Raw genomic sequence first — 19,566 nt, forward strand, 5'->3', positions numbered from 1 at the left:
CCCAGCGTTGTTTCACTGTCAGCGGTCGGGCGGTCGCCATACAGGAACATCCTCCTGTTTCGGCTCTTCCCAGTCACGGTGCATGGCGCTACTGAGCGCTTCTTCCAGCTTCATGAACAGTTCACCATAACGGGGGCTGAACCGGATACCTTCCTCGATTTCTTTCCAGGCTTCGAACAACTCATCCTCGTGGGCTTTTTCGTTGTCGAGAAATGCCCAGGTCATCTGGCGGGCACGCATCGGATGCACCCCCATGGCGGTCAATGCATGACCGCCGAGCTCAAGTGCCGAATGATAGGTTTCACTCACGACATCATCGGCACCTGCTTCCCTCAACCGGTAGCCGTGCCCCCGGTCGAAAGCCCGTGCCAACACCCAGACACCGGGGAAAAACTGCTTTACGTGCTCCACCATCTGGACCGAACGGTCCCGATCGTCGATAGCCACCACAAGCAAGCGGGCCTGTTCGATGCCGGCGGTCTCCAGCAAATCCGGCCGGCTGGCGTCACCGAAGAAACTCTTGATATTGATTTGCCGGAGGTTCTCGATCTGTTCAATCTCATGGTCCAGCGCAACAATCGGGACATTGTTGGCCCGCAACAACCGGCAGACTATCTGGCCGAAACGACCAACTCCGGCGACGATAACCGGCGCCTGCTCGTCGATGGTATCCGCCTCCCGCTCATCGTTCTGGGATCGCCGGTAGCGCGGCAACACCAGCCGGTCATAGACAATAAACAGCAACGGTGTCAGGAACATGGACAGCGCGACTACCAGGGACAGAATCTGGGAGGTTTCCACAGGAATCACGTTGTTCTGGACGCTGTAGGTCAGAAGCACAAAGCCAAATTCACCAGCCTGAGCCAGAGATAGCGTGAACAGCCAGCCATTACTGCCATGAACCCTGAACAGCAACGCCAGGCCCAGCAGAATCGCGGCCTTGACGACAATCACGGACACCGCCAGGGACACCACCGTGCCCCATTGCTCCGCCAGAACGTCAAAATTGATGCCCGCGCCCACGGTAATAAAGAACAGGCCCAGAAGCAGTCCCTTGAACGGCTCAATATTCGCTTCCAGTTCATGCCGGAATTCACTGTTAGCCAACACGACACCGGCCAGGAAGGCCCCAAGCGCCGGAGACAGATTCACCAGGCTCATCAGGGCCGCAATCCCGATGACCAGCATCAGAGCCGTGGCGGTAAATACTTCACGCAAGCCCGACTGCACCACATACCGAAACAGGGGCCTGCTCAGGTAATGGCCACCCACAACCACGGCGGCGATGGCCGCCACCACAACCAGCCCATGGGCCCAGCCTGGCAGGCTGTCTACCAGGCTCAAGTGGCTGCCATGGTCGTCGGTAGCGCCGCCGGCCGCCATCAATTCCGGCAACGCCAGCAGCGGGATCAGTGCGAGCATGGGAATGACCGCAATATCCTGGAACAACAACACCGAGAAGGCACTGCGACCGCCTTCGGTTTTAACCAATCCCTTTTCGTTGAGTGTCTGCAGGACAATCGCCGTGGAAGACAAGGCGAAGATCAAACCGACCGCAAGCGCCGTCTGCCACTGGAGTCCCAACCACACGGCCACCCCCATACCGGCTGCCGCCGTCAGCACCACCTGTAGCCCGCCCAAACCCACCAGACGGACCCGCATGGCCCACAGCGCCTTGGGGTCGAGCTCCATGCCTACCAGAAACAGCATCATAACGACGCCAAACTCGGCAAAATGCTGGATGGTGTTGGCTTCCTGCCCTACCAGCCCGGTGACAGGACCAATCACCACACCCGCCACCAGGTAGCCGAGGACCGAGCCGAGCCCCAGTCGTTTTGCCAGGGGCACAGCAATTACCGCTGCGACCAGGTAGATAAACGCCTGGACGAAATATACTGTCATCTAAGGTTTCCTTGATTGAAAATCGGGGGCCAGGGGTGCGCAACGGTCCATTCGTGGCGCCTTCGTTTAGCGTAGACCCTGGAACGCTTCTTTCACATGAGACGCGAGCGCATCATTCAGGGGGTTTGAACCCCGCCGTACCAAAGCCAGCTGATAGAGTCCGATTTGCGGGAGGGTATCACCGGCTACCTCTTTCAGAGGCGGGCGGATCAGGCTTTGCGGAAACGGGGCCACGGCCAAGTCCGCCAGCATTGCCGCCTCCTGGCCGGAACAATGCTCACAGGTGTAGGCAATCCTGTAGGGTATGCCCGCCCTGTCCAGTGCCCTGAGTGTCATGCGCCGCCAGGCACATCCTTCGTGGGCCATGGCAATCGGCAGCGGAGAACGTTGATAGGCCGATGAGCCCTCTCTCCCGGCCCAAACCAGCGGTTCTTCGTGAACCACCTCGCCACGGGGGATTCGTCCCTCATCGGCCACGGTCACCAGGGTCATATCGAGTTCACCGGCATCCAGACGCGCCAGATTCTGTTTGCTAGAGCCAACCACAACGTCAACCAGCACGGCAGGGTAGGATCTGGCAAATTCCGCCAGAACGTCCGGCAGAATCCGGGTGCCAACATCGTCGGAAGTGCCAATACCCACTTTCCCCTCGAGGGTTGGCGCAAGGAAATGCTGCACGGCCTCTTCATTAAGGCGTAACAGCCGGCGCCCGTAATCCAGGAGAACCTCACCTTCCGCCGTCAGAGAGACTCTCCTGGGCTCCCGGATAAAGAGAGTTTTGCCGAGGTTCTGTTCAAGCTGTTTGATCTGCATGCTAAGGGCTGACGGCGTTCGGTGCACAGCTTTGGCGGCACTGGTGAACGTGCCGTGTTCCGCAATGGCAATGAAACTCCTGAGCACGTCGTTATCAAGCAGAGGCATATTCATGTGCGGACCTTTCGGTTGGATTGATGACCGGCAACTCCCTTAAGCATAACTGAACGAGATCTTAAATTCTTTTCGTTTGATTGAAGGCAAAAACAACACCAGAATATTGGTTACAGGCACCCGTTAGCGAGTAACACAACACCTCTAAACGAGCTGCGGCAAGCCATTCACCAACACTCGGGGCCGTAGACATGTTGAAGCACACAGAGCATCACGCAAACGCCGCAATGCAGTGGATTGAAGGGTACGCAAGGCGTCAGAAATTCCGGCGTATGGCGCAGTCACTGCTTAAAGAAAAAGACGATACGCTTTCCGATCTTGGTTACGAACGCCTTGATCTGGAAGGGGCACTGCACCTTCCTATCCGGAATGATGCAATGCAATACATCGAGGCACGCCGCTCCAAACGTGCCAAGGAAGCGCGCAGGACGAAAAGCCCTCGACTCGCCGGTTAACGGCGGGCCAGTTCCGAGAACTTTATAAGGCGATACTCGTCTGTCAGCACATCGGCCAGATGGCTGATGTGCTCCGGCGTGATTTCACAACAGCCGCCAACGACGGCTGCGCCGTCCTCCAGCCACTGCTTCACCTGAAGCGCATATAGCCCGGGAGAAACGTCCGGTCTGGCTTCCAGTTCATCCACCAGCGCTCCGCCGGCCATCGGCTCAACCGTTTTGAACGCGTTGGCGTAGCCGCCGGTGCATGGGAACAAACCGGCCAGCTCTGGCATTGCCAGCGAAATGACTTCCGGGTCGCAGCAATTGAGCATAATGGCCGTTGGTCCTGACGCCTTCACCGCTTCGACGGCCTCTGCGAGGGTTTCTCCTGACCGGAGCTTGCCATCGGCCTCCAGCCTGAATGCCACGCCGAAAGGCTTACCTGATTCACTGGCGGCAGCACAAGCGGCGCTCGCCTCCAGCGAGTTGGTCATGGTTTCGATAAGGAAAACGTCCGCGCCACCCTGCAATTTCACGAGCACATCGAACTCTGACTTCAAGTCCTCGAACGTCCGGGCAGGTTGTTCACGGTAGCTACCAACCAGCGGTGGCAGACAACCGGCGATATCAACCTCGGCGCCGGCTAACGCGATGGCTCGCTCCAACACCTCGAAAGCGCGCTGATGGATTGCACCAATCTCGTCGCCGAGGCCCTCTCTGGCCAGTCGCGTTGGCGTCGCGGCATAGGTGTTCAGTGTAAGGGTCCGGGCGCCCGCCCTGATGAAGTCAGCGTGGACATCGGTGACAACCTCCGGTTGCTCCCGCATGACCGCCACCGACCACAGCAGTGACGTAACATTCATGGCCCTGCGATAGATTTCCTGGCCCAGGCCGCCGTCGAGAAGTGCAACAGGTTTCATAAAGTCCTCGTCAGGGTGCGTTTTAATTAGCGCCAGTCAGCCAAAATAGTCCTGAATCCACTCGAACAGTTTGGTGGTTGTCATGTCGCCAAGTGCCATCTGTTGAAAGTCATTGCCCACCTCATCCTCGATGGTCACAAACTGATATAGCAGAACGCCAGGCTGTTCATCGTGAAGAATCAGCGTAATTCTTCGCCGGGTGCGCAAACAGTCAATGGTCATCACATCCGCGGGTATACCGGCGCCGCGCATACCCCGGCGAACTTCCACCACCGGATTGATGTGCTGATGGGCTGCCTGGATGCGGGCATGGGCATCGCTGGCAAGGTCGGACAGGGTTTTGAGGGGATCTTCAGACATTGGCTGCGGTGGACTCCAGATTTTGACGTATTCGCTCAGCAGCAACCATGGTAGCCCAATACTCGACGACGGCGGAACCTCACGCCCCAAAACAGGCACCAGGCCGGACAGCGTAAGAAACTCATTAACAGAGAATGAGCAATCCTTAAGTGAAATCAGGCTCTATCGGGCGTAGCCTGCGCCTGAATCGATCAACGCGGGGATTAAACACTATGATCAACATGCTGGCCGCGATTCCAGTGCGTGCCCTTTTCGCCAGGCTGTTTTCGCTGGTTTTCTTTGTGTTGGCTTTTACTCTCGTCAGCGCAACAGTCATGGATGTGATCAGTGACCTTCAATCTGGCCAGCAACTCATGCAGGCCCTGATCAAAGGCGTCAACGGGAGCATCATTGCTCTTGCCGTCTACGAGCTCGCTATGGTTATCCGCTCCGAATACAGCGGACGCTCAGAATCGCACGATGTCATCACTATGATGCGGCGGACACTGCCGCGTTTTATTGGAACAGTGTGCGTTGCCATGTCGCTTGAGGGCCTGATCATGATCATCAAGTACAGCCAACTGGAGCTGGCTGGAAATCTCTACTATCCGGTCGCTATCATCGCAAGCACCGCCCTACTCCTGGCATCGTTGGGTGTATTCCTCCGAATGGCTCCAAAAGACCAGACCTCCCCCGGAGAGCCTTCATAATCCGGCTGGCAAAGTCCCATGCCACACCGGCAACCCGAGATCTTCCGGATCGTCATTCGGTCCGCCGGTGCGGCTTTTGAACGCCCCCTCTTCAATCGGTATCCGGAATAACGCCGTTGCTTTTCGCTCCTTGTCATTTGGTGACCTGACCTGTTCCCACCGTCCTGGCTCAATCTGGTTGATAATCGCGCGGAACGCGGCATCAAAGTCAGCATCATCAGTTACCGGAACCGCATGGCCAAACAACACCAGTGATTCATAGTTGGCACTGTGATTGAACGCCGATTTGGTCATCACCCATTCATTTGTCACGGCGAAGGAAATGCAGAGCAATGCGCCAGATTCCAGACGTCGGGACAACCGTCCGCCATTCAGCGTATGCACGAAGAGATCATCACCAAGCCGCCAGGCGGTGATCGGAATGATCCGGGGCTCACCTTCTTCAACAAATCCCAGGTGGGCCGTTTTTAGTCGATCAATCAGTTTGTAGGCTGTTTCCCGATCATAACTGGCTCTCTTGGCTGCCCTCTGCACACTACTGCGCGGACAGGAAGTCAGCGGGGACGCACCAATGCGGGCCACATCAGTCGTTGTCATCAAAAGCTCCTTTCTGGTCTTGCACTTCAAAAAAACGTACTTCTATTGAAAGGCAGTTCTGATACCATCAAAAGATCCAGATTATGAATTTAAATGGGACCAGTTGACGTGATTGACGATCTCCGGCTGGATGGTGAGCATCCACTGCAACACCAGCTGTATCAGCAACTGGCCGAACGGATACTCGACCAACGATATCCGGCCGGGCGCCAAATGCCGCCCAGCCGTCAGATGGCCCAGGACCTGGGCATCAGCCGCAACACGGTGAACGCCGTATACGAACAGCTCAAGGCCGAGGGCTTTCTTCAAAGTCGTGCCGGCAAGGGTATCTTTGTCCACGAAGACATCAAATCAGTCGTCAAACCATCCGGACCAGGCGTGGACAAAGCTGTCGGGGTTGGCATGGAGCTGCCGCCGCTTCCTGCGCGGCCCTCTGGAAAATCAAAACCCGTGGAAGACGCCAGCTTGCCGTTCCAGCCGGGCCTGCCGGACCTGGACGCGTTTCCGATTCGGGCCTGGAATCGCATCATGCATCATCAGGAAAGCCGCCGATCACTGCGGGGATACGACAGCATCCAGGGCTATCAACCCCTGAGACGCGCCATCGCCGCTTACCTGCGAACCTCCCGCGGTGTTCGTTGCCAAGAGCATCAGGTGATCATAACCAACGGCGCCCAGCAGGCGCTCTCGCTGTTAGCGGATGTTTTTCTGCAACCAGGTGACAGCATCCTGTGTGAAAACCCCGGATACCGTGGCGCCCGGAACGCGCTGGGCCGCTTTGGCAATCCACTGATTCCAATCCCTCTCAAAAACCAGGTCCTGGATGTGGAGGCGCTGCCTGGCCTCGAGTCGGCCAGGGCCAGACTCCTGTTTTGCACACCCACGCACCAATACCCCATGGGCGGCATCCTGGACCTGTCCCAGAGAATGGCACTTGTTCAGTGGGCCCAACGAACCGGCTGCTGGATCATCGAGGACGACTACGACAGCGAGTTCCACTTCTACAACAAGCCCTTCGCTGCCATTCAGGGCCTGTTCGAGAACGCGCCCGTGCTCTACATGGGCAGTTTCAGCAAGACCCTGCTACCCGCGTTGCGCATCGGCTATCTGGTGGTCCCGGAAGCGGTGGTCGAACCCTTGCTCTGGGCAAAGCAGATCAGCGGTGGCGAGACGCAGCTCCTTACCCAGGCCACCATCGCCGAATTTATTGAGAGTGGTCAGTTCACGCGTCATCTCAGGCGTATGCGCCAGCTCTACCGGGACAAATGGCAACTCTTCCAGCATGAGGTGATCGAAAAGCTCGGTGGACTTGCCCAACCAGTGGCGGAAAGCGCGGGAATGCATCTGGTGCTGGAAGGGGAATTTGATGATGTGGCCCTCAGCCAATGGTTGAAAACCAGAAGTTTTGGCAGCACGCCGCTCAGCGCACACTTCCTGGGAGAATCCTCCAGAACCGGCCTGGTAATGGGATTTGCCAGTGCCAATGAGCGCGAAATCAAAGAATGCGTCAACACCCTACGATCGGGGCTCGCCAAGCCATGACATCGAAGTACGAAAAACAGATTCTCGCCGCCTGGCACTCAAATGCCCGGCCCTGGATCAAGGCAGTGGAAGAGGCAGGCATACGTGCACCCGGCATGCTCTCGAGTAGCACTGTTCTTAGTGTCATTGAAGATTACTGCCCTGCGGGCGGCTCAATTCTCGACGCAGGATGTGGCGAGGGCTGGCTGATCAGAGAGCTGACCCGCCTCGGTTACCGTGGCACCGGAACAGACGCCGTACCAGAATTGATCGAATACGCCCGGCAACAGGGAAGTGAAACGTTCAGGTTAGTCGCCTATGAACAACTACAAACAGCGGATTTAGGCAGGTTCGATCTTGTCGTCAGCAACTTTGCCTTGCTGGGAGATTCCTCAACCAGCGCGTTCCTCAAGGCCTTGCCTGACCTCCTCAATCCAAATGGCGTGTGTGTTATCCAGACGCTCCATCCGGTCGCTTTTTTCCGGGAAGGCGAATACATCACTGGCTGGAAGCCCGGCACCTGGGCTGGCCTACCCGGCGATTTCGGCGATCCGGCTCCCTGGTATTTCCGAACACTCTCTGATTGGCTAAACCTGTTCACAAAAACCGGATTGACGGTGCGAGAGACCAGGGAACCCTCAACGGAGGGCCAGGCGCCGCAGTCGATTATTTTTGTGGTTCAAAATACTCGGAAAGCTCAGCCGCGAGAAAATCAAAGACCGTCCGAACCCGCAGGTTCATCCTGAGTTCCCGATGGGAGACAAGCCAGACATCGCCGCCGAACACCTTATCCTCCAAGACCCTCTCAACTTGAGGCTCTGCATCACCCAACTCAACGGGCATCATGCCAATACCGATACCCGCGCGAGTCAATTGCCAATGAACCAGATGGCTGTCCGTCCTGGCAACAAATTGCTCCTCCTGCAGCTTGAAGCCACGTTGCGCCAAGGCTTCCATATATCTCTCATTGTTTGAGAGAAAGCCGATGAATGGGGCCTTACAACGATCCTCGGTCATCGGCGATGGCAGATCAGCCAGGATTTTCGGTGTGGCGAAAAGAGTCGCAGAGAATTCACCCACCTTTCGGGCGATAAGATCAGGTTCGGTAGGCCGAAAATTGCGTATGGCAATGTCTGCTGCTCGGCGGCGAAGATCGCTGGCTTCGTTGGAGGCAACAAGGTTGACGCGAATTCCGGGATACTGGTTCCGAAGCTTGTGCAGAATGGAGGGCAGAACGTAAGCGGCCGTGATTTCTGACGCCGAAATGGCGATCTCGCCTTCAATGGACGTTGCCTGACCGGTTGCGGCAAGTGATAGGCTGCTGGCAGCCTCTCCCATCGCTCGAACGTAGGCAAGCAGATCCAGGCCATTCCGAGTCAGTTCCAGCCCTCGACCACCCCGCTCGAAAAGCGCTGTAGAAAGCTCTTCTTCCAGTGCCGCAACCTGTCTTCCCAGGGTTGGTTGCGAAACGCCCAACGCCTTTGCGGCAGCCGAGAGAGATCCCTCCTCCGCAGTCACCAGGAATGCGCGTGCTCGGTTCCAGTCAAATTTAACGGTTCGCCAATCCATTCAGAAATGCATACCTGAATTAATTTTTTGTCGATATTACCAACAAAAGTGAAGATATAGAATCCGTTCCAGGTATTGAATCAACTGCCCTGAGAGCCGAAACCATGAATTCTTCCATCAGTTTCTGGAACCGCAGCGCTGCACGCTACGCCCAACGGCCAATCGCGGACCAGAATGCCTATCTGCGAAAAATCGCCCTCACCCAGAAATATCTCAATCCGGAAATGGATGTTCTGGAGTTCGGCTGCGGTACCGGATCGACGGCACTTATTCATGCTCCCAGGGTGCGCAGCTACCTGGCAACCGATGCCTCGCCCCGGATGATAGACATCGCCCGAAAGCGGAAGACAGAAAAATCCGCTGACAACCTCCGCTTTGTGGTTGCCACACTTGACGACATGCAACATCGGCAACAGGCGTTCGACGTAATTCTGGGGTTGAACATTCTGCACCTGCTCCGAGATCCCGAGCGTGCGATACAACAGGTTTCAAGCATGCTGAAACCTGGCGGAGTATTCATTAGCAACACCGCCTGCCTTCAGGATACCTGCCCCTATTTGAAACCAGTCGCTGCCCTGGCTCGAGTTCTGCGACTCGCGCCCTATGTTAATTTCTTGTCCCGTGCTCAGCTGGAGCGGCATCTGGAGCATGCCGGATTCCAGATTGATTACCGCTGGGTGCCTGAAACCTCGAAAGACGTTTACTTCCTGATTGCCAGAAAACCAGAATAGGACGGGGTTTATCCGCAGCAGAGTAATAAGAACGGTTGGAAAAACCGGAATCGGATGGCAAGCTTCCCTGACCCACGGCACGCTGTATTTCAGCGCCAATCAAAAAGGAGTACAGAATGGGAAGTTCAAAGCTGGTCGGTATCGTTTTACTGGTTGTTGGCATCGGATTGCTTTATTTCGGCTATCAATCAACCCAGTCCCTCGGAAACCAGCTAACCGAGACGGTCACAGGCCGATTTACCGACGACACCATGTGGTACCTGATCGGCGGGGCGGCCGCTGCTGCAGCCGGCGCTTTCCTGACATTCTTCAAGAAATAGCCCAGCCTGTTTTTCACCGCTCGGGCCTGACCACAAACCAGCTGGCCAGGACGAGCGCTCCGAACACCGTGTAAGCCACGATAAACACCCAATCCGGAGCGCTGTAGTAGAGGATTGACTGCAGCCAGTGCTGGATAAATGAGTCTTCATAGCCCGCCTCCCCGGCCTTGGCCCGGAGCGCCATTTCCCAGCTTGTGAGCGGGCATAACACGCCCAGCCAGGATTGAAGAACCACAACGGCAATAACCGCCAGGTGGCTCAGGCGAAACCAGAAATTGCGGACCCACCGCCACTGAAGGAAATGACCAGTGAAAGTTGCCACCAGCCCGAGGATCACGAAGGCCACCAGCATCGTGTGCAGGATCAGGAGCGCATCAGCAAAGACCAGGAACCAGGAGGTATCCATCGCTCATCTCCGACCGCTAACCCATCACGTAGCGGGCTCTGCCCTGTTTTTTAGCGCAATACAAGGCTTCGTCGGCTTTTCTGATCATGTCGTCGATTGAATCGAATTCGCTGGCCAGGCCCTGACAGATCCCTATGGAACAGCTGAGTATCTTGCTATTGGGGCTGTCCTCATTTGGCACCGCCCGTTCCTGCCATTGACGGAGTATTTCCGTCGCAAGTCGTTCGAAACGGTCAGCATGGTCGCCTTCGATCACCGCCATGAATTCTTCGCCGCCGTAGCGCCCGAGGATATCCGTCTGCCGCTTTAATACCTGTCTCATGATGTCGGCCTGGATGCGGATGGCTCGGTCGCCCTCTTGGTGGCCATAGCGATCGTTGAACTGCTTGAAATGATCCAGATCCATCATGAACACGGCGAGTCGATGATTGGCTCGCCGCTTCAATGCAAACAGGCGTTCGGATTCGCTCATCAGAGCACGCCGGTTGAATAACTCCGTGAGACCATCCACGGTGCTCAGGCCAACCAACTGCTCGTTGGCACCCTCGAGCTGACCCAGCAATCGATCAATCCTGTGCCTGCCAATAACACCGACAAACAATGAGCCAACCACGAACCCCGCATTCATCCAGGTTCGATCACCATAAACGGAATCAAGGAGCATCAAACCGACAAAGCCGACTGAACTTATCAGCATCGCGGTCAGCGCGTAATAGAATTTCATTCCGAAAACAAAGAAACCGAAAAAGGCATACAGCAGCGTGCCTTCATAAGGAAAACTGAATGATGCCTGCTCCCAGGCAACGTGGATCAGGTAGTAATTGGCATAGGTGAGGCTCAGAACAGTCGCCAAAAACGCGGTCTGGGCAAAGCGAAGAAACTGCGGAACGAAGGTGAAAGCCAGCAGGCCTGCAAGGATCGGAAGCTGGATGAGAGCCCTGTTGGTAATGTAGGCGCCAGACAATTCTGGAGGAACCAGTTGAAGGTCACCAATCATGAACAGGGAGATCAGAATCCCGCCAACCACGATTGAGAGTCGCAGCATAAGCAGATCTCGGGAGGACACGGTATTCAGTTCAACCGAAGGAGTCGGCATAAAAGTAAAATCCACAACGCACTTGATTCCCTGTACATGCCGAGTCTAAACAAATTCTCGCCCTGACCACCAGTAAATAGAAGGTTCAAAAGACGTACCACTGTTAGGTTTTTAGCGCAGGCCTCACTCAACCATCAGCATTTTCACCATTCGACGCACCAAAGGAGCAACTTAGCCACCAAATCGCACCATGTTGAAGCAAAGGGATTCCTGGCAACGGCTCTTCAACAGAGCTATTGTGCAGCATGCACAATGACTGATCGAACAGGCCACAAGATTCGCCCCGAAAACCCCCTATGGCACAAACGTTGCCAACTCTCCTTGTGTTAACTACGACTCGGAGAGATCGCCATGACCACTGAACCAACACCTAAAGAACAGGATTACCCCTTAAGCCCCGTCCCCATGGATCAGCGTAAAAGCGTCTGGTCCATGGGGCTGGTCCTCCTTGGCTTTACTTTCTTTACCGCCACCATGTGGGCCGGTGGCAGCGTTGGTGTTGCCTTCGACTTTTCCACCATGCTCATGGTGCTGGCGGTCGGCAATCTGCTGCTTGGCCTCTACGCAGCAGGGCTCGGCTATATCGCCGCGAAAACAGGCCTGAACACTGCATTGATGAGCCGGTTCACCTTCGGCGAGCTGGGCAGCAAACTTTCCGACTTTATTCTGGGCTTCACCCAGATTGGCTGGTACGCCTGGGGCACCGCCACCATGGCCATTCTGCTGGTTAAACTCACGGGGATGCCGGAGGGAATGACAACGCCGCTGATGGTACTGTTCGGTTTCGCCTTCTGTGTTACCGCGTTTATCGGTTATCAGGGCCTCGAGTGGCTGTCCCGAGTTGCCGTACCTGCCATGATCATTCTGGTGGCCGTCAGCATGTCTATCGCCACGTCTGATGCCGGCGGCCTTTCCGGGCTGCTGGCCATTACCCCGACCAATGAAATGACCATTGCTGCGGCAATCACGCTGGTGTTCGGCACCTTTGTCAGCGGCGGCACCCAGGCCACCAACTGGACCCGCTTTGCGAAATCCGGCAAAACCGCGGTGATCGCCACATTGCTTGCTTTCTTCCTCGGTAACGGACTGATGACACTGATCGGCGCCTTTGGTGCCCTCGTCTATCAGCAGGCCGACATCGTCGACATCATGGTCGCCCAGGGTCTGGCCACACTCGGTATCCTGATGCTGTTCCTGAATCTCTGGACCACCCAGGACAACACGGTTTACAACTTTGCGGTGGCAGGCTGCAACCTGATCCGCACCCGCCGCCGCAAGTCAGTGACCATTGCTGGTGCCGCGATCGGAACCGTACTGGCGGTGCTGGGTATGTACGAATGGCTGATCCCGTTCCTTGTTCTGCTTGGTACCTTTATCCCGCCGATCGGTGGCGTCATCATGGCCAGCTACTTTGTCGGCTATAAACGCCAGTATCCCGATCTGACCACGGTCACATTGCCAGCTTTCAACGTCCCGGGACTCGCGGCCTACGCCATCGGCTCAGCAGCCGCCTATACTTCCCCCTGGATTGCACCCATTGTGGGTGTCCTGGTCGCGGCCTTGAGCTACAGCCTCATTCTGGTGGTCAGCGAAGCTGTCCGTGAGCGCAAAGCACAGGTAATGGGAGCAATCTGAGTGACACTGCGATGCCGGGAGGTGCCACTTCTGCCCGGCCTGGACGCCATTCGGCTCCGGGGCGGGGAGTCCGCCGGGGATAACCCGGTACGCTGGCCCTATGTGGCGGAGAACCGCTCGTTCAAGAACTGGGTCAAAGGTGGCGAGCTGGTGTTCGTTACCGGCATCAGCCGGCATCGCAGCCCCCAGAATCTGGCGGAATGCCTGTATGAAGGTAAAGAATGCAATGTCTCCGGACTCGTCGTCCTGACCGGAGACGCCTATATTGGCCAACTGCCCAACACGCTCTGTCGGCTGGCCGACGAGCTCGCGATACCTCTGTTCGAACAGCCCTATTCGCTGCCCATGGTGGAAGTCACGGAGGCCATCGGCAGGGCCATCGTTTGGTCCGAACACGCATCGATTGAGCAGGTGGACCAGCCCATTCTGGCCGATTCTACCGAATTGCTCGACGCCTGGATCGCCTGCCGTGGAAACCAGAGCGCCATGGCAGAAGCATTGGATTGTCACAGAAACACGATACGCAACCGAATGAACCAACTCAGTGAATCGTTACCAGGTCCGGGCAACACCACTGAAAAATTCAGAACACTCTTGAAGGCCCACCTGCTATTGAAACCATAAGGGTTGGTGAGCGACTTACCGGAGACAATATGACCACACCATTGAATGCCATAGCCAACGCACGTTTACAGGGCCAGGATGGGCTGTACAGGCTCGAGATCACCAACGGACGCTTTTCAGGTATCACTGCCCAGCCCGACAACGCCACCACCAGAGACGGCGAACTGGATGCCGGAGGCAATCTGGTCACAGCTCCTTTCGTGGAACCGCATATTCACCTGGACGCTGCTATGACGGCCGGCGCGCCCCGATGGAACAAGAGCGGCACCCTGTTTGAAGGCATTGAATGCTGGTCCGAGCGCAAGACAACCCTGAGCCACCAGGACGTCATCAACCGCGCCACCCAGACGCTGAAGCTGTTTGCCGCCCACGGCATCCAGTACGTCCGTACCCATGTGGACGTAACGGATCCGAACCTGACGGCCCTCAAGGCCATGCTTGAGGTTCGCGAAAACACCGCAGCCTTTGTAGACCTGCAGATCGTCGCGTTTCCCCAGGAGGGCATCTGGTCTTTCAAAAACGGGCGTGAGCTCATGGAGGAAGCCGTGCGACTCGGAGCTGATGTGGTTGGTGGCATCCCCCACTTCGAGTTTACCCGGGACTACGGCGCGGAATCCGTTCGCTGGCTGATGGAGCTGGCCCACAAAAACGACCGGCTGGTGGATGTCCATTGCGACGAAATTGATGATCCGGAATCCCGGTTCCTGGAGGTTCTGGCCGCCGAGGCCCTCAGACTGGATTACGGTTCCCGGGTATCCGCCAGCCACACCTGCGCCATGGGCTCCTATAACGATGCCTACTGCAGCCGCCTGTTCCGATTACTGAAAAAGTCCGGGCTGCGCTTTCTCTCCATGCCTACGGAAAGCCTGCATTTGCAGGGTCGGTTCGACAGCTACCCCAAACGCCGCGGCATCACCCGGGTCCCCGAGCTGCTTGATGCCGGACTGAAGGTTGCCTTCGGCCAGGATTCGATTCGCGACCCCTGGTATCCGATGGGCAATGGCAACATGCTCCGCACCCTCGATGTCGGTCTGCACGCCTGCCATATGCTGGGAATGAGCCGGATTGACCGCTCACTGGAACTGATTACCGACAATGGTGCGGCTGCGCTTGACCTCGATGAATATGGCCTTGTCGAAGGGATGCCCGCGCGGTGCGTGGTGCTTCAGGGAACCACACCCTATGAAGTGCTGCTCGGACAACGACCGGTGCTGGCTTCTGTACGAGACGGGCAATTGCTGGTCCGGCGGGAGGCATCCCACCCGGAAACCGGCCTGATGCTTTAAGAGAGTTGCCCGGTTCAGAACAAAAGCGTGAGGCCACCGGTCACTACGGCAAACAGAACCGACAACCCGATGACAGTCATCCAGGGGAAGGGCGGTGGAGGTGGCTCAATGGCCAGTTCCTTCTCCAGGTAATTTCGGAGCAGGCGGGTGTTCCGCGTGTTGGCTTTGTAGACCGCATCGAACGCATCACCGACCACCGGCAAGAGCCCGCCCAGAAAATCAATGCCCATGTTGCGCAGCATGCGAAGCTTAACCGTCTTACTGGCGCCCGCCCGCTGCGCCTCCACCAGCACGTAGCTTGCCAGCACCAGGCCGGCCATGTCCCCCACCACGGGCAACAGGCCAATCACTGCCTCCGCACCAATTTTTACATTGGTGAACGGAATAGCAATGTTGCTATCGGTGAAGCGGCTGAATTTATCCAGCCGCTCAAGAATGGCCCGCTGCCGGGCTTGGGAAGGTTTCGGCATTTCTACTCCAGCTCAGGATTTCATTCGGGCTTTCCGCCTATTTCCTCGAACGCCTGCACCAGCGTATCCGGTTCCTGGGCGCCGGAGATCAGGTATTTCCCGTTCACGATGAATGCAGGCACTGCCGAAACACCGGCCTGTTGATACGTTGCCTCGTCCGCGCGCACCACGTCGGCATATTCGTCGGACTTCAGAATTTGCTCCGCCCTGGAGCGATCAAGCCCCAGATTCTCGACGCAGCTCAACAAGACACTCGGATCGGAGACATCCTCTGCCCTTCCGAAGTAGGCCTCAAAGAGCGCCAGTTTCATCTCAGTCTGCAGTCCCTGCTCTCCTGCCCATTTTACGAGCCGGTGAGCGTCAAACGTATTGGTGGTCAAGCGTTCCTGCAGCTTCTCGAAGTTGACGCCCAAATCCTTTGCGATGCTCATCATCTGATTCTGGGTTGCACGCATTTCCTCTTCGCTGCGACCGTACTTTCTGGCCAGCGCCGGGAGGATAGGCTCGCCCTCTCCGCTGTGGTCCGGGTTCAGTTCAAAGGCATGCCACTGAACGCCGAATTCATACTCAGGCGCCAACTGCTTAATGGCCTGTTCCAGACGCGCATACCCAATGGCACACCAGGGGCAGGCGATGTCGGAAACGATGTCGATGTGAATCTTTTGCATGGGGAATCCTGTCAGCTGGTGGAATACATCATCCCTCAGACTAACACGGACACCGATCAGCAATCTCCCGCAAGATGCCCGGAATCAATTGCTTTTCCATGGCTGCCTGTCGGCCTTTCCCCAATGACTTGCGTATACTCTTCATCTATCAAGCAAACCGCATGAGGAGTCTGCCAATGGCCGATGAAGATACACTCACCGCTCTGAAAACCGCCTTTACCTTCATGCCCCAGCCGGTCGAGATCAATCGGTTTGAATACGGGGATGACGCGGACAGAATCCTCGCCCAGGTGAACTTCGTACGGGAAGTGCTGACCAGTCACGGCATTGACCCGGAAGAAGTCGCCGGCGAGATCAACCCTGACTCATCCCCCAATTCCTGTTACTGAGCCCACCGCACTTCAGGAGAAAGCATGTCTTATCAGTTCGAAGACCTGAAAAAGAGCTGCCAAGATGAATGGCAGGCCTACATCCAGCACAGCTTCGTGCAGCAACTCGGTAATGGGTCGCTCGCGCCCGAGGCGTTCCAACACTACCTGAAGCAGGACTACCTGTTCCTGATCCAGTTTGCCCGTGCCTTTGCCCTGGCTGCCTACAAAAGCCCGACACTGTCAGACCTCCGCCAGGCCAAGGAGGGTTTACAGGCCATCGTGGATGTGGAGTTGGATCTGCACATCAGCTACTGCAAGGAATGGGGAATTTCTGAACAAGAGCTTGCCGATCTGCCAGAGGCCCGCGCCACACTGGCCTACACTCGCTACGTTCTGGATACCGGCAACCGTGGCGACCTGCTGGATCTGCACGTTGCCCTGTCACCGTGCATGGTTGGCTACGGTGAAATTGCCAACTGGCTGAACAGCCGGGCGGAGACTATTCGGGGCGATAGCAATCCCTATGATGCCTGGATCAAGATGTATGAAAGCGACGAGTTTCAGGAGGCCATGCAGGCTGAGATTGGCTGGCTCAATGAGCGTTTGGCCGACGTCTCCCCTGCCCGTTTCAGAGAATTGACCCGGATTTTCAGCGATGCCACACGTCTCGAGATCGATTTCTGGAAGATGGGCCTGGACCAAAGCGACTGATTCGTCGGCCAGGCTCAGGAATAAAGACTCGGCGCAATAAATCAGGCCTGGCTGACAACCCCGTCGCCAGGAACACTAGTTCGCATCTCTACTCGGTCACCCGCAGTCCGCGCAAGTTGATTTCTACGCGATCTCTGCCTTTGGACTTGGCCCGATAGAGAGCGTCGTCGGCTTCCGAAACCAGCTTGTCAAAGGTGGCGTGGTGCCACTCTGCAACACCGATCGATACTGTCATTCCCACACGTTGATCATCGAAAGCGATAATTACCTCTCGAACACATTCCAACACCTTTTCACTGAGCATCAAAAGATCTACATGATCGGAATCCGGCACGATGATCATGAATTCTTCCCCACCCCACCGTCCAAAACGATCAATCGACCGAAGGGAAGGTGCAATCGCCCTGACAAATGCCTTTAAGCATTCGTCACCAACGGCATGTCCATACTGGTCGTTGACCCGTTTAAAATGATCGATATCCATCAGCATGACGCTAAAGGGACGGCCAGATCGTTCGCTACGCCTCGCCTCTTCCTCTCCCAGCACTCTCATTCGCCTTCGATTAGGGATACCAGTGAGTTCATCAGTCAGTGCAAGTGTCTGTAGTTGTTGATTAGCATCAAATAATTCCTGCGTGCGTTGCCGGACTCTCTCCTCCAGGGCCTGGTTCAGGTGCTGGACCCTTACCAGAGCTTTTTTGAGCTCGCCAGACTTTCGGCGGTTCTGGTCCACGAACGCGGCCACGTATAGCAGCAACACGGTGAAAACGATAATGAACTCTTGAGCGAATAAAGCGCTGAGATCCTGTTTCTCACTAACAAAAGGGCCAACTCCCGAAGCAGTGGCGAGAGCTACGAAAAGCGCCACAGCTGTAGCCAGGGGGAAACCCGCGAGCGGTCCAAAACGGACAGCAACCCATGCCGGAACTACAGCCACTGCCAATGGGGACAGTGCCAGGTAATTTTCTGAGGACAAGTCAAACACGAAGATCAGGTAACAGACTAAGAGGCCGGCTATCCAGGCGGCGACAAGTTCCATACGTACATGCCAGTTGCTGTTAACCACTTGCTTCAAAAGGCCCGAACTCAAAATCATGTGCAGAAAAGGCGTCAAGATGATCAACCCTGTAGCATCCCCTACCCACCAAAGCCGCCACAACGTGAGAAATGGAGTGTCTCTTTCAAGCAGGAAAGAATAGATCGATGCGCCACCCAGTGCGGCGAGCGGCGACGCTATGAGAAAGACGGTAACCAGGAAGAGACTCAGGTCCTTGGGCTCACTCCAATCGAGACTTCGATCGAGAAACCACCGAATCAGGCTGGCCGCCAGCACGCACTCGGCGATGTTGATGGCGCCGAACAGCAACGCGTGGAACAGAGAAAATACCGAGATATCGGCTGCAATTTCTGCGGCCAAAACAACGAGAAACAGTGACCACCAACGGCTCCTCGGCTGAACCAGCAGCGCCGCGAGCAATACAGAGTTCGGTGGCCAGAGCACTACTATGCCGCTATCCAGAGCAACGTAGTGAACTCCAATCCAGGCACCCAGATAGTAAAGCAGGCCCACAACAAGCGGAAATAAGACTGGTTGACGAGAAACGTTCAAGGCCTGAGTCTCTGTTACCGTCCGTGCTTGATGGGTTAGAAAAGCCAAATCGTCCCTGCAAGGCTCTTTGTTGGATTGGTGCGAAAGGTCGAGCCCCCACACCTATACTTTATCCCAACTGACCCTCTTCGCAAGAAAATACGTCTAAATTAGCTACATGCAGAATTGCAAAAGGCGAACCGATCTACAGGGATCAGCTCGCAGAGTCTTGCTCTTCACGCAGCTTCGCCCGCACTTTCATCAACACCTTCCCGTACCGGTTTTCACCCCGCCGATCCCGGCCACAACCCCAAAAATAATCGAAGTTGCTGTTCTCAACGATTTTCGTGTCACCGGTATCCAGCAGAGCCTCCGCCAGTTCTGGATAAGTTCGGCAACGCACGTAGATTCCCCGCGTCATAACGGTTTCGCGCACCTGCTTCCAGTCCCGCCGCAGGCTCTTGTGGCGTTTGCGCCCAAGCTTACCTGCCTTGGCCGGCGTATCGGCGTTGCGCACCTTTTCCTGGCGGTTGTCATCAGTGAATTTCATGCCTTGGAAATAGTGTTCCACGGTTGGCCAGATCTTGCCTTCCAACTCGAAACTGTAGGGGGCATGGGTGCCCAGCGGGTTGTCAGGGTCGGTTCGCGACATGAACAGGTCGTTCTCGCCGTTGTCATCGGGGAAGAGAGACATTGGTACAATCCTTTAACAATAAGTGGTCCTGCAATATCTGCAGT

23 protein-coding genes are annotated in these 19,566 nt (G+C 56.2%); 11 read left to right on the top strand and 12 right to left on the bottom strand.

Features of this window, described 5'->3' with window-relative positions; all coding sequences use genetic code 11:
• Window positions 1-18 precede the first annotated feature (18 nt).
• Both GJU83_RS04680 and GJU83_RS04685 read right to left on the bottom strand, forming a co-directional pair.
• Window positions 19-1,902, bottom strand: coding sequence for a monovalent cation:proton antiporter-2 (CPA2) family protein (locus tag GJU83_RS04680; protein ID WP_069184305.1), 1,884 nt, complete (start codon window positions 1,900-1,902; stop codon window positions 19-21).
• Between the two features lie 66 nt (window positions 1,903-1,968).
• Complete coding sequence (locus GJU83_RS04685; RefSeq protein ID WP_069184306.1) at window positions 1,969-2,829, bottom strand: LysR family transcriptional regulator; 861 nt, start codon at window positions 2,827-2,829, stop codon at window positions 1,969-1,971.
• Between the two features lie 191 nt (window positions 2,830-3,020).
• Here GJU83_RS04685 and GJU83_RS04690 point away from each other — a divergent pair, with 191 nt between their 5' ends.
• Window positions 3,021-3,284, top strand: coding sequence for a hypothetical protein (locus tag GJU83_RS04690; protein ID WP_227514574.1), 264 nt, complete (start codon window positions 3,021-3,023; stop codon window positions 3,282-3,284).
• Here the strand turns inward: GJU83_RS04690 and GJU83_RS04695 are convergent.
• Window positions 3,281-4,186 (bottom strand): homocysteine S-methyltransferase family protein, encoded by a 906-nt coding sequence (locus tag GJU83_RS04695; protein WP_069184307.1) that lies wholly within the window; start codon window positions 4,184-4,186, stop codon window positions 3,281-3,283. The two genes, GJU83_RS04690 and GJU83_RS04695, sit on opposite strands and share 4 nt — an antisense overlap.
• 36 nt (window positions 4,187-4,222) lie before the next feature.
• Window positions 4,223-4,546: a hypothetical protein gene (locus GJU83_RS04700; protein WP_069184308.1), complete on the bottom strand. Its 324-nt coding sequence runs from the start codon at window positions 4,544-4,546 to the stop codon at window positions 4,223-4,225.
• A 212-nt stretch (window positions 4,547-4,758) separates the two neighbouring features.
• On the opposite strand from GJU83_RS04700, the gene GJU83_RS04705 reads away from it, so the two are divergent.
• Window positions 4,759-5,235: a hypothetical protein gene (locus GJU83_RS04705; protein WP_069184309.1), complete on the top strand. Its 477-nt coding sequence runs from the start codon at window positions 4,759-4,761 to the stop codon at window positions 5,233-5,235.
• Here GJU83_RS04705 and GJU83_RS04710 read toward each other — a convergent pair.
• Entirely contained in the window at window positions 5,230-5,832 is a 603-nt protein-coding gene (locus tag GJU83_RS04710) for a pyridoxamine 5'-phosphate oxidase family protein (RefSeq protein ID WP_069184310.1), read from the bottom strand. The genes GJU83_RS04705 and GJU83_RS04710 overlap by 6 nt on opposite strands.
• A 108-nt stretch (window positions 5,833-5,940) precedes the next feature.
• On the opposite strand from GJU83_RS04710, the gene pdxR reads away from it, so the two are divergent.
• Complete coding sequence (pdxR, locus tag GJU83_RS04715; RefSeq protein ID WP_069184492.1) at window positions 5,941-7,374, top strand: MocR-like pyridoxine biosynthesis transcription factor PdxR; 1,434 nt, start codon at window positions 5,941-5,943, stop codon at window positions 7,372-7,374.
• Window positions 7,371-8,099 carry a class I SAM-dependent methyltransferase gene (locus GJU83_RS04720; protein ID WP_167516387.1) on the top strand — a complete coding sequence of 243 codons (729 nt, stop codon included), beginning with the start codon at window positions 7,371-7,373 and terminating at the stop codon, window positions 8,097-8,099. Before pdxR ends, GJU83_RS04720 begins: the two co-directional genes overlap by 4 nt.
• Here GJU83_RS04720 and GJU83_RS04725 read toward each other — a convergent pair.
• Window positions 8,020-8,922 (bottom strand): LysR family transcriptional regulator, encoded by a 903-nt coding sequence (locus tag GJU83_RS04725; RefSeq protein ID WP_069184311.1) that lies wholly within the window; start codon window positions 8,920-8,922, stop codon window positions 8,020-8,022. The genes GJU83_RS04720 and GJU83_RS04725 overlap by 80 nt on opposite strands.
• A 104-nt stretch (window positions 8,923-9,026) precedes the next feature.
• Between GJU83_RS04725 and GJU83_RS04730 the strand changes: the two genes are divergently transcribed.
• Window positions 9,027-9,653, top strand: coding sequence for a class I SAM-dependent methyltransferase (locus GJU83_RS04730; protein ID WP_069184312.1), 627 nt, complete (start codon window positions 9,027-9,029; stop codon window positions 9,651-9,653).
• A 116-nt stretch (window positions 9,654-9,769) separates the two neighbouring features.
• Window positions 9,770-9,973: a DUF3185 family protein gene (locus GJU83_RS04735; RefSeq protein WP_069184313.1), complete on the top strand. Its 204-nt coding sequence runs from the start codon at window positions 9,770-9,772 to the stop codon at window positions 9,971-9,973.
• A gap of 13 nt (window positions 9,974-9,986) precedes the next feature.
• Here GJU83_RS04735 and GJU83_RS04740 read toward each other — a convergent pair whose 3' ends face one another.
• A complete protein-coding gene (locus GJU83_RS04740) occupies window positions 9,987-10,379 on the bottom strand; it encodes a DUF2784 domain-containing protein (RefSeq protein WP_069184314.1) in 393 nt (130 codons plus the stop codon).
• A gap of 16 nt (window positions 10,380-10,395) precedes the next feature.
• Window positions 10,396-11,475, bottom strand: coding sequence for a GGDEF domain-containing protein (locus tag GJU83_RS04745; protein ID WP_069184315.1), 1,080 nt, complete (start codon window positions 11,473-11,475; stop codon window positions 10,396-10,398).
• Between the two features lie 351 nt (window positions 11,476-11,826).
• Here GJU83_RS04745 and codB point away from each other — a divergent pair, with 351 nt between their 5' ends.
• From codB to codA, 3 genes are read left to right on the top strand one after another with little or no spacing between them, the layout of a single operon-like run.
• On the top strand, window positions 11,827-13,110 hold the full coding sequence (codB, locus tag GJU83_RS04750; protein WP_069184316.1) for a cytosine permease: 1,284 nt from the start codon (window positions 11,827-11,829) through the stop codon (window positions 13,108-13,110).
• Window positions 13,111-13,734 carry a PucR family transcriptional regulator gene (locus tag GJU83_RS04755; RefSeq protein WP_069184317.1) on the top strand — a complete coding sequence of 208 codons (624 nt, stop codon included), beginning with the start codon at window positions 13,111-13,113 and terminating at the stop codon, window positions 13,732-13,734.
• Between the two features lie 29 nt (window positions 13,735-13,763).
• Window positions 13,764-15,020, top strand: a complete 1,257-nt coding sequence (gene codA / locus GJU83_RS04760) for a cytosine deaminase (protein ID WP_069184318.1) — start codon at window positions 13,764-13,766, stop codon at window positions 15,018-15,020.
• A gap of 14 nt (window positions 15,021-15,034) precedes the next feature.
• Here codA and GJU83_RS04765 read toward each other — a convergent pair whose 3' ends face one another.
• Together GJU83_RS04765 and GJU83_RS04770 are read right to left on the bottom strand one after the other, a co-directional pair.
• Window positions 15,035-15,490: a DUF4112 domain-containing protein gene (locus GJU83_RS04765; RefSeq protein ID WP_069184319.1), complete on the bottom strand. Its 456-nt coding sequence runs from the start codon at window positions 15,488-15,490 to the stop codon at window positions 15,035-15,037.
• Window positions 15,491-15,510: 20 nt separating this feature from the next.
• Window positions 15,511-16,158 carry a DsbA family oxidoreductase gene (locus tag GJU83_RS04770; protein ID WP_069184320.1) on the bottom strand — a complete coding sequence of 216 codons (648 nt, stop codon included), beginning with the start codon at window positions 16,156-16,158 and terminating at the stop codon, window positions 15,511-15,513.
• A 176-nt stretch (window positions 16,159-16,334) separates the two neighbouring features.
• Between GJU83_RS04770 and GJU83_RS04775 the strand changes: the two genes are divergently transcribed.
• Window positions 16,335-16,547 (top strand): penicillin-binding protein, encoded by a 213-nt coding sequence (locus GJU83_RS04775; protein WP_069184321.1) that lies wholly within the window; start codon window positions 16,335-16,337, stop codon window positions 16,545-16,547.
• Between the two features lie 24 nt (window positions 16,548-16,571).
• On the top strand, window positions 16,572-17,240 hold the full coding sequence (tenA, locus tag GJU83_RS04780; RefSeq protein WP_069184322.1) for a thiaminase II: 669 nt from the start codon (window positions 16,572-16,574) through the stop codon (window positions 17,238-17,240).
• Window positions 17,241-17,328: 88 nt separating this feature from the next.
• Here the strand turns inward: tenA and GJU83_RS04785 are convergent, their stop codons facing one another.
• Window positions 17,329-18,849 (bottom strand): sensor domain-containing diguanylate cyclase, encoded by a 1,521-nt coding sequence (locus GJU83_RS04785; RefSeq protein WP_167352710.1) that lies wholly within the window; start codon window positions 18,847-18,849, stop codon window positions 17,329-17,331.
• Window positions 18,850-19,042: 193 nt separating this feature from the next.
• A complete protein-coding gene (locus GJU83_RS04790; protein WP_069184324.1) occupies window positions 19,043-19,522 on the bottom strand; it encodes a riboflavin biosynthesis intermediates N-glycosidase in 480 nt (159 codons plus the stop codon).
• Window positions 19,523-19,566 lie beyond the last annotated feature (44 nt).

The organism is Marinobacter salsuginis, assembly GCF_009617755.1.
Lineage (GTDB): Bacteria > Pseudomonadota > Gammaproteobacteria > Pseudomonadales > Oleiphilaceae > Marinobacter > Marinobacter salsuginis.

Bases quoted from the DNA above. Each gene is read 5' to 3' on its own strand.
- GJU83_RS04680 (WP_069184305.1), bottom strand. From the start codon at position 1,902: ATGACAGTATATTTCGTCCAGGCGTTTATCTACCTGGTCGCAGCGGTA.
- GJU83_RS04685 (WP_069184306.1), bottom strand. From the start codon at position 2,829: ATGAATATGCCTCTGCTTGATAACGACGTGCTCAGGAGTTTCATTGCC.
- GJU83_RS04690 (WP_227514574.1), top strand. From the start codon at position 3,021: ATGTTGAAGCACACAGAGCATCACGCAAACGCCGCAATGCAGTGGATT.
- GJU83_RS04695 (WP_069184307.1), bottom strand. From the start codon at position 4,186: ATGAAACCTGTTGCACTTCTCGACGGCGGCCTGGGCCAGGAAATCTAT.
- GJU83_RS04700 (WP_069184308.1), bottom strand. From the start codon at position 4,546: ATGTCTGAAGATCCCCTCAAAACCCTGTCCGACCTTGCCAGCGATGCC.
- GJU83_RS04705 (WP_069184309.1), top strand. From the start codon at position 4,759: ATGATCAACATGCTGGCCGCGATTCCAGTGCGTGCCCTTTTCGCCAGG.
- GJU83_RS04710 (WP_069184310.1), bottom strand. From the start codon at position 5,832: ATGACAACGACTGATGTGGCCCGCATTGGTGCGTCCCCGCTGACTTCC.
- GJU83_RS04720 (WP_167516387.1), top strand. From the start codon at position 7,371: ATGACATCGAAGTACGAAAAACAGATTCTCGCCGCCTGGCACTCAAAT.
- GJU83_RS04725 (WP_069184311.1), bottom strand. From the start codon at position 8,922: ATGGATTGGCGAACCGTTAAATTTGACTGGAACCGAGCACGCGCATTC.
- GJU83_RS04730 (WP_069184312.1), top strand. From the start codon at position 9,027: ATGAATTCTTCCATCAGTTTCTGGAACCGCAGCGCTGCACGCTACGCC.
- GJU83_RS04735 (WP_069184313.1), top strand. From the start codon at position 9,770: ATGGGAAGTTCAAAGCTGGTCGGTATCGTTTTACTGGTTGTTGGCATC.
- GJU83_RS04740 (WP_069184314.1), bottom strand. From the start codon at position 10,379: ATGGATACCTCCTGGTTCCTGGTCTTTGCTGATGCGCTCCTGATCCTG.
- GJU83_RS04745 (WP_069184315.1), bottom strand. From the start codon at position 11,475: ATGCCGACTCCTTCGGTTGAACTGAATACCGTGTCCTCCCGAGATCTG.
- codB (WP_069184316.1), top strand. From the start codon at position 11,827: ATGACCACTGAACCAACACCTAAAGAACAGGATTACCCCTTAAGCCCC.
- codA (WP_069184318.1), top strand. From the start codon at position 13,764: ATGACCACACCATTGAATGCCATAGCCAACGCACGTTTACAGGGCCAG.
- GJU83_RS04765 (WP_069184319.1), bottom strand. From the start codon at position 15,490: ATGCCGAAACCTTCCCAAGCCCGGCAGCGGGCCATTCTTGAGCGGCTG.
- GJU83_RS04770 (WP_069184320.1), bottom strand. From the start codon at position 16,158: ATGCAAAAGATTCACATCGACATCGTTTCCGACATCGCCTGCCCCTGG.
- GJU83_RS04775 (WP_069184321.1), top strand. From the start codon at position 16,335: ATGGCCGATGAAGATACACTCACCGCTCTGAAAACCGCCTTTACCTTC.
- tenA (WP_069184322.1), top strand. From the start codon at position 16,572: ATGTCTTATCAGTTCGAAGACCTGAAAAAGAGCTGCCAAGATGAATGG.
- GJU83_RS04790 (WP_069184324.1), bottom strand. From the start codon at position 19,522: ATGTCTCTCTTCCCCGATGACAACGGCGAGAACGACCTGTTCATGTCG.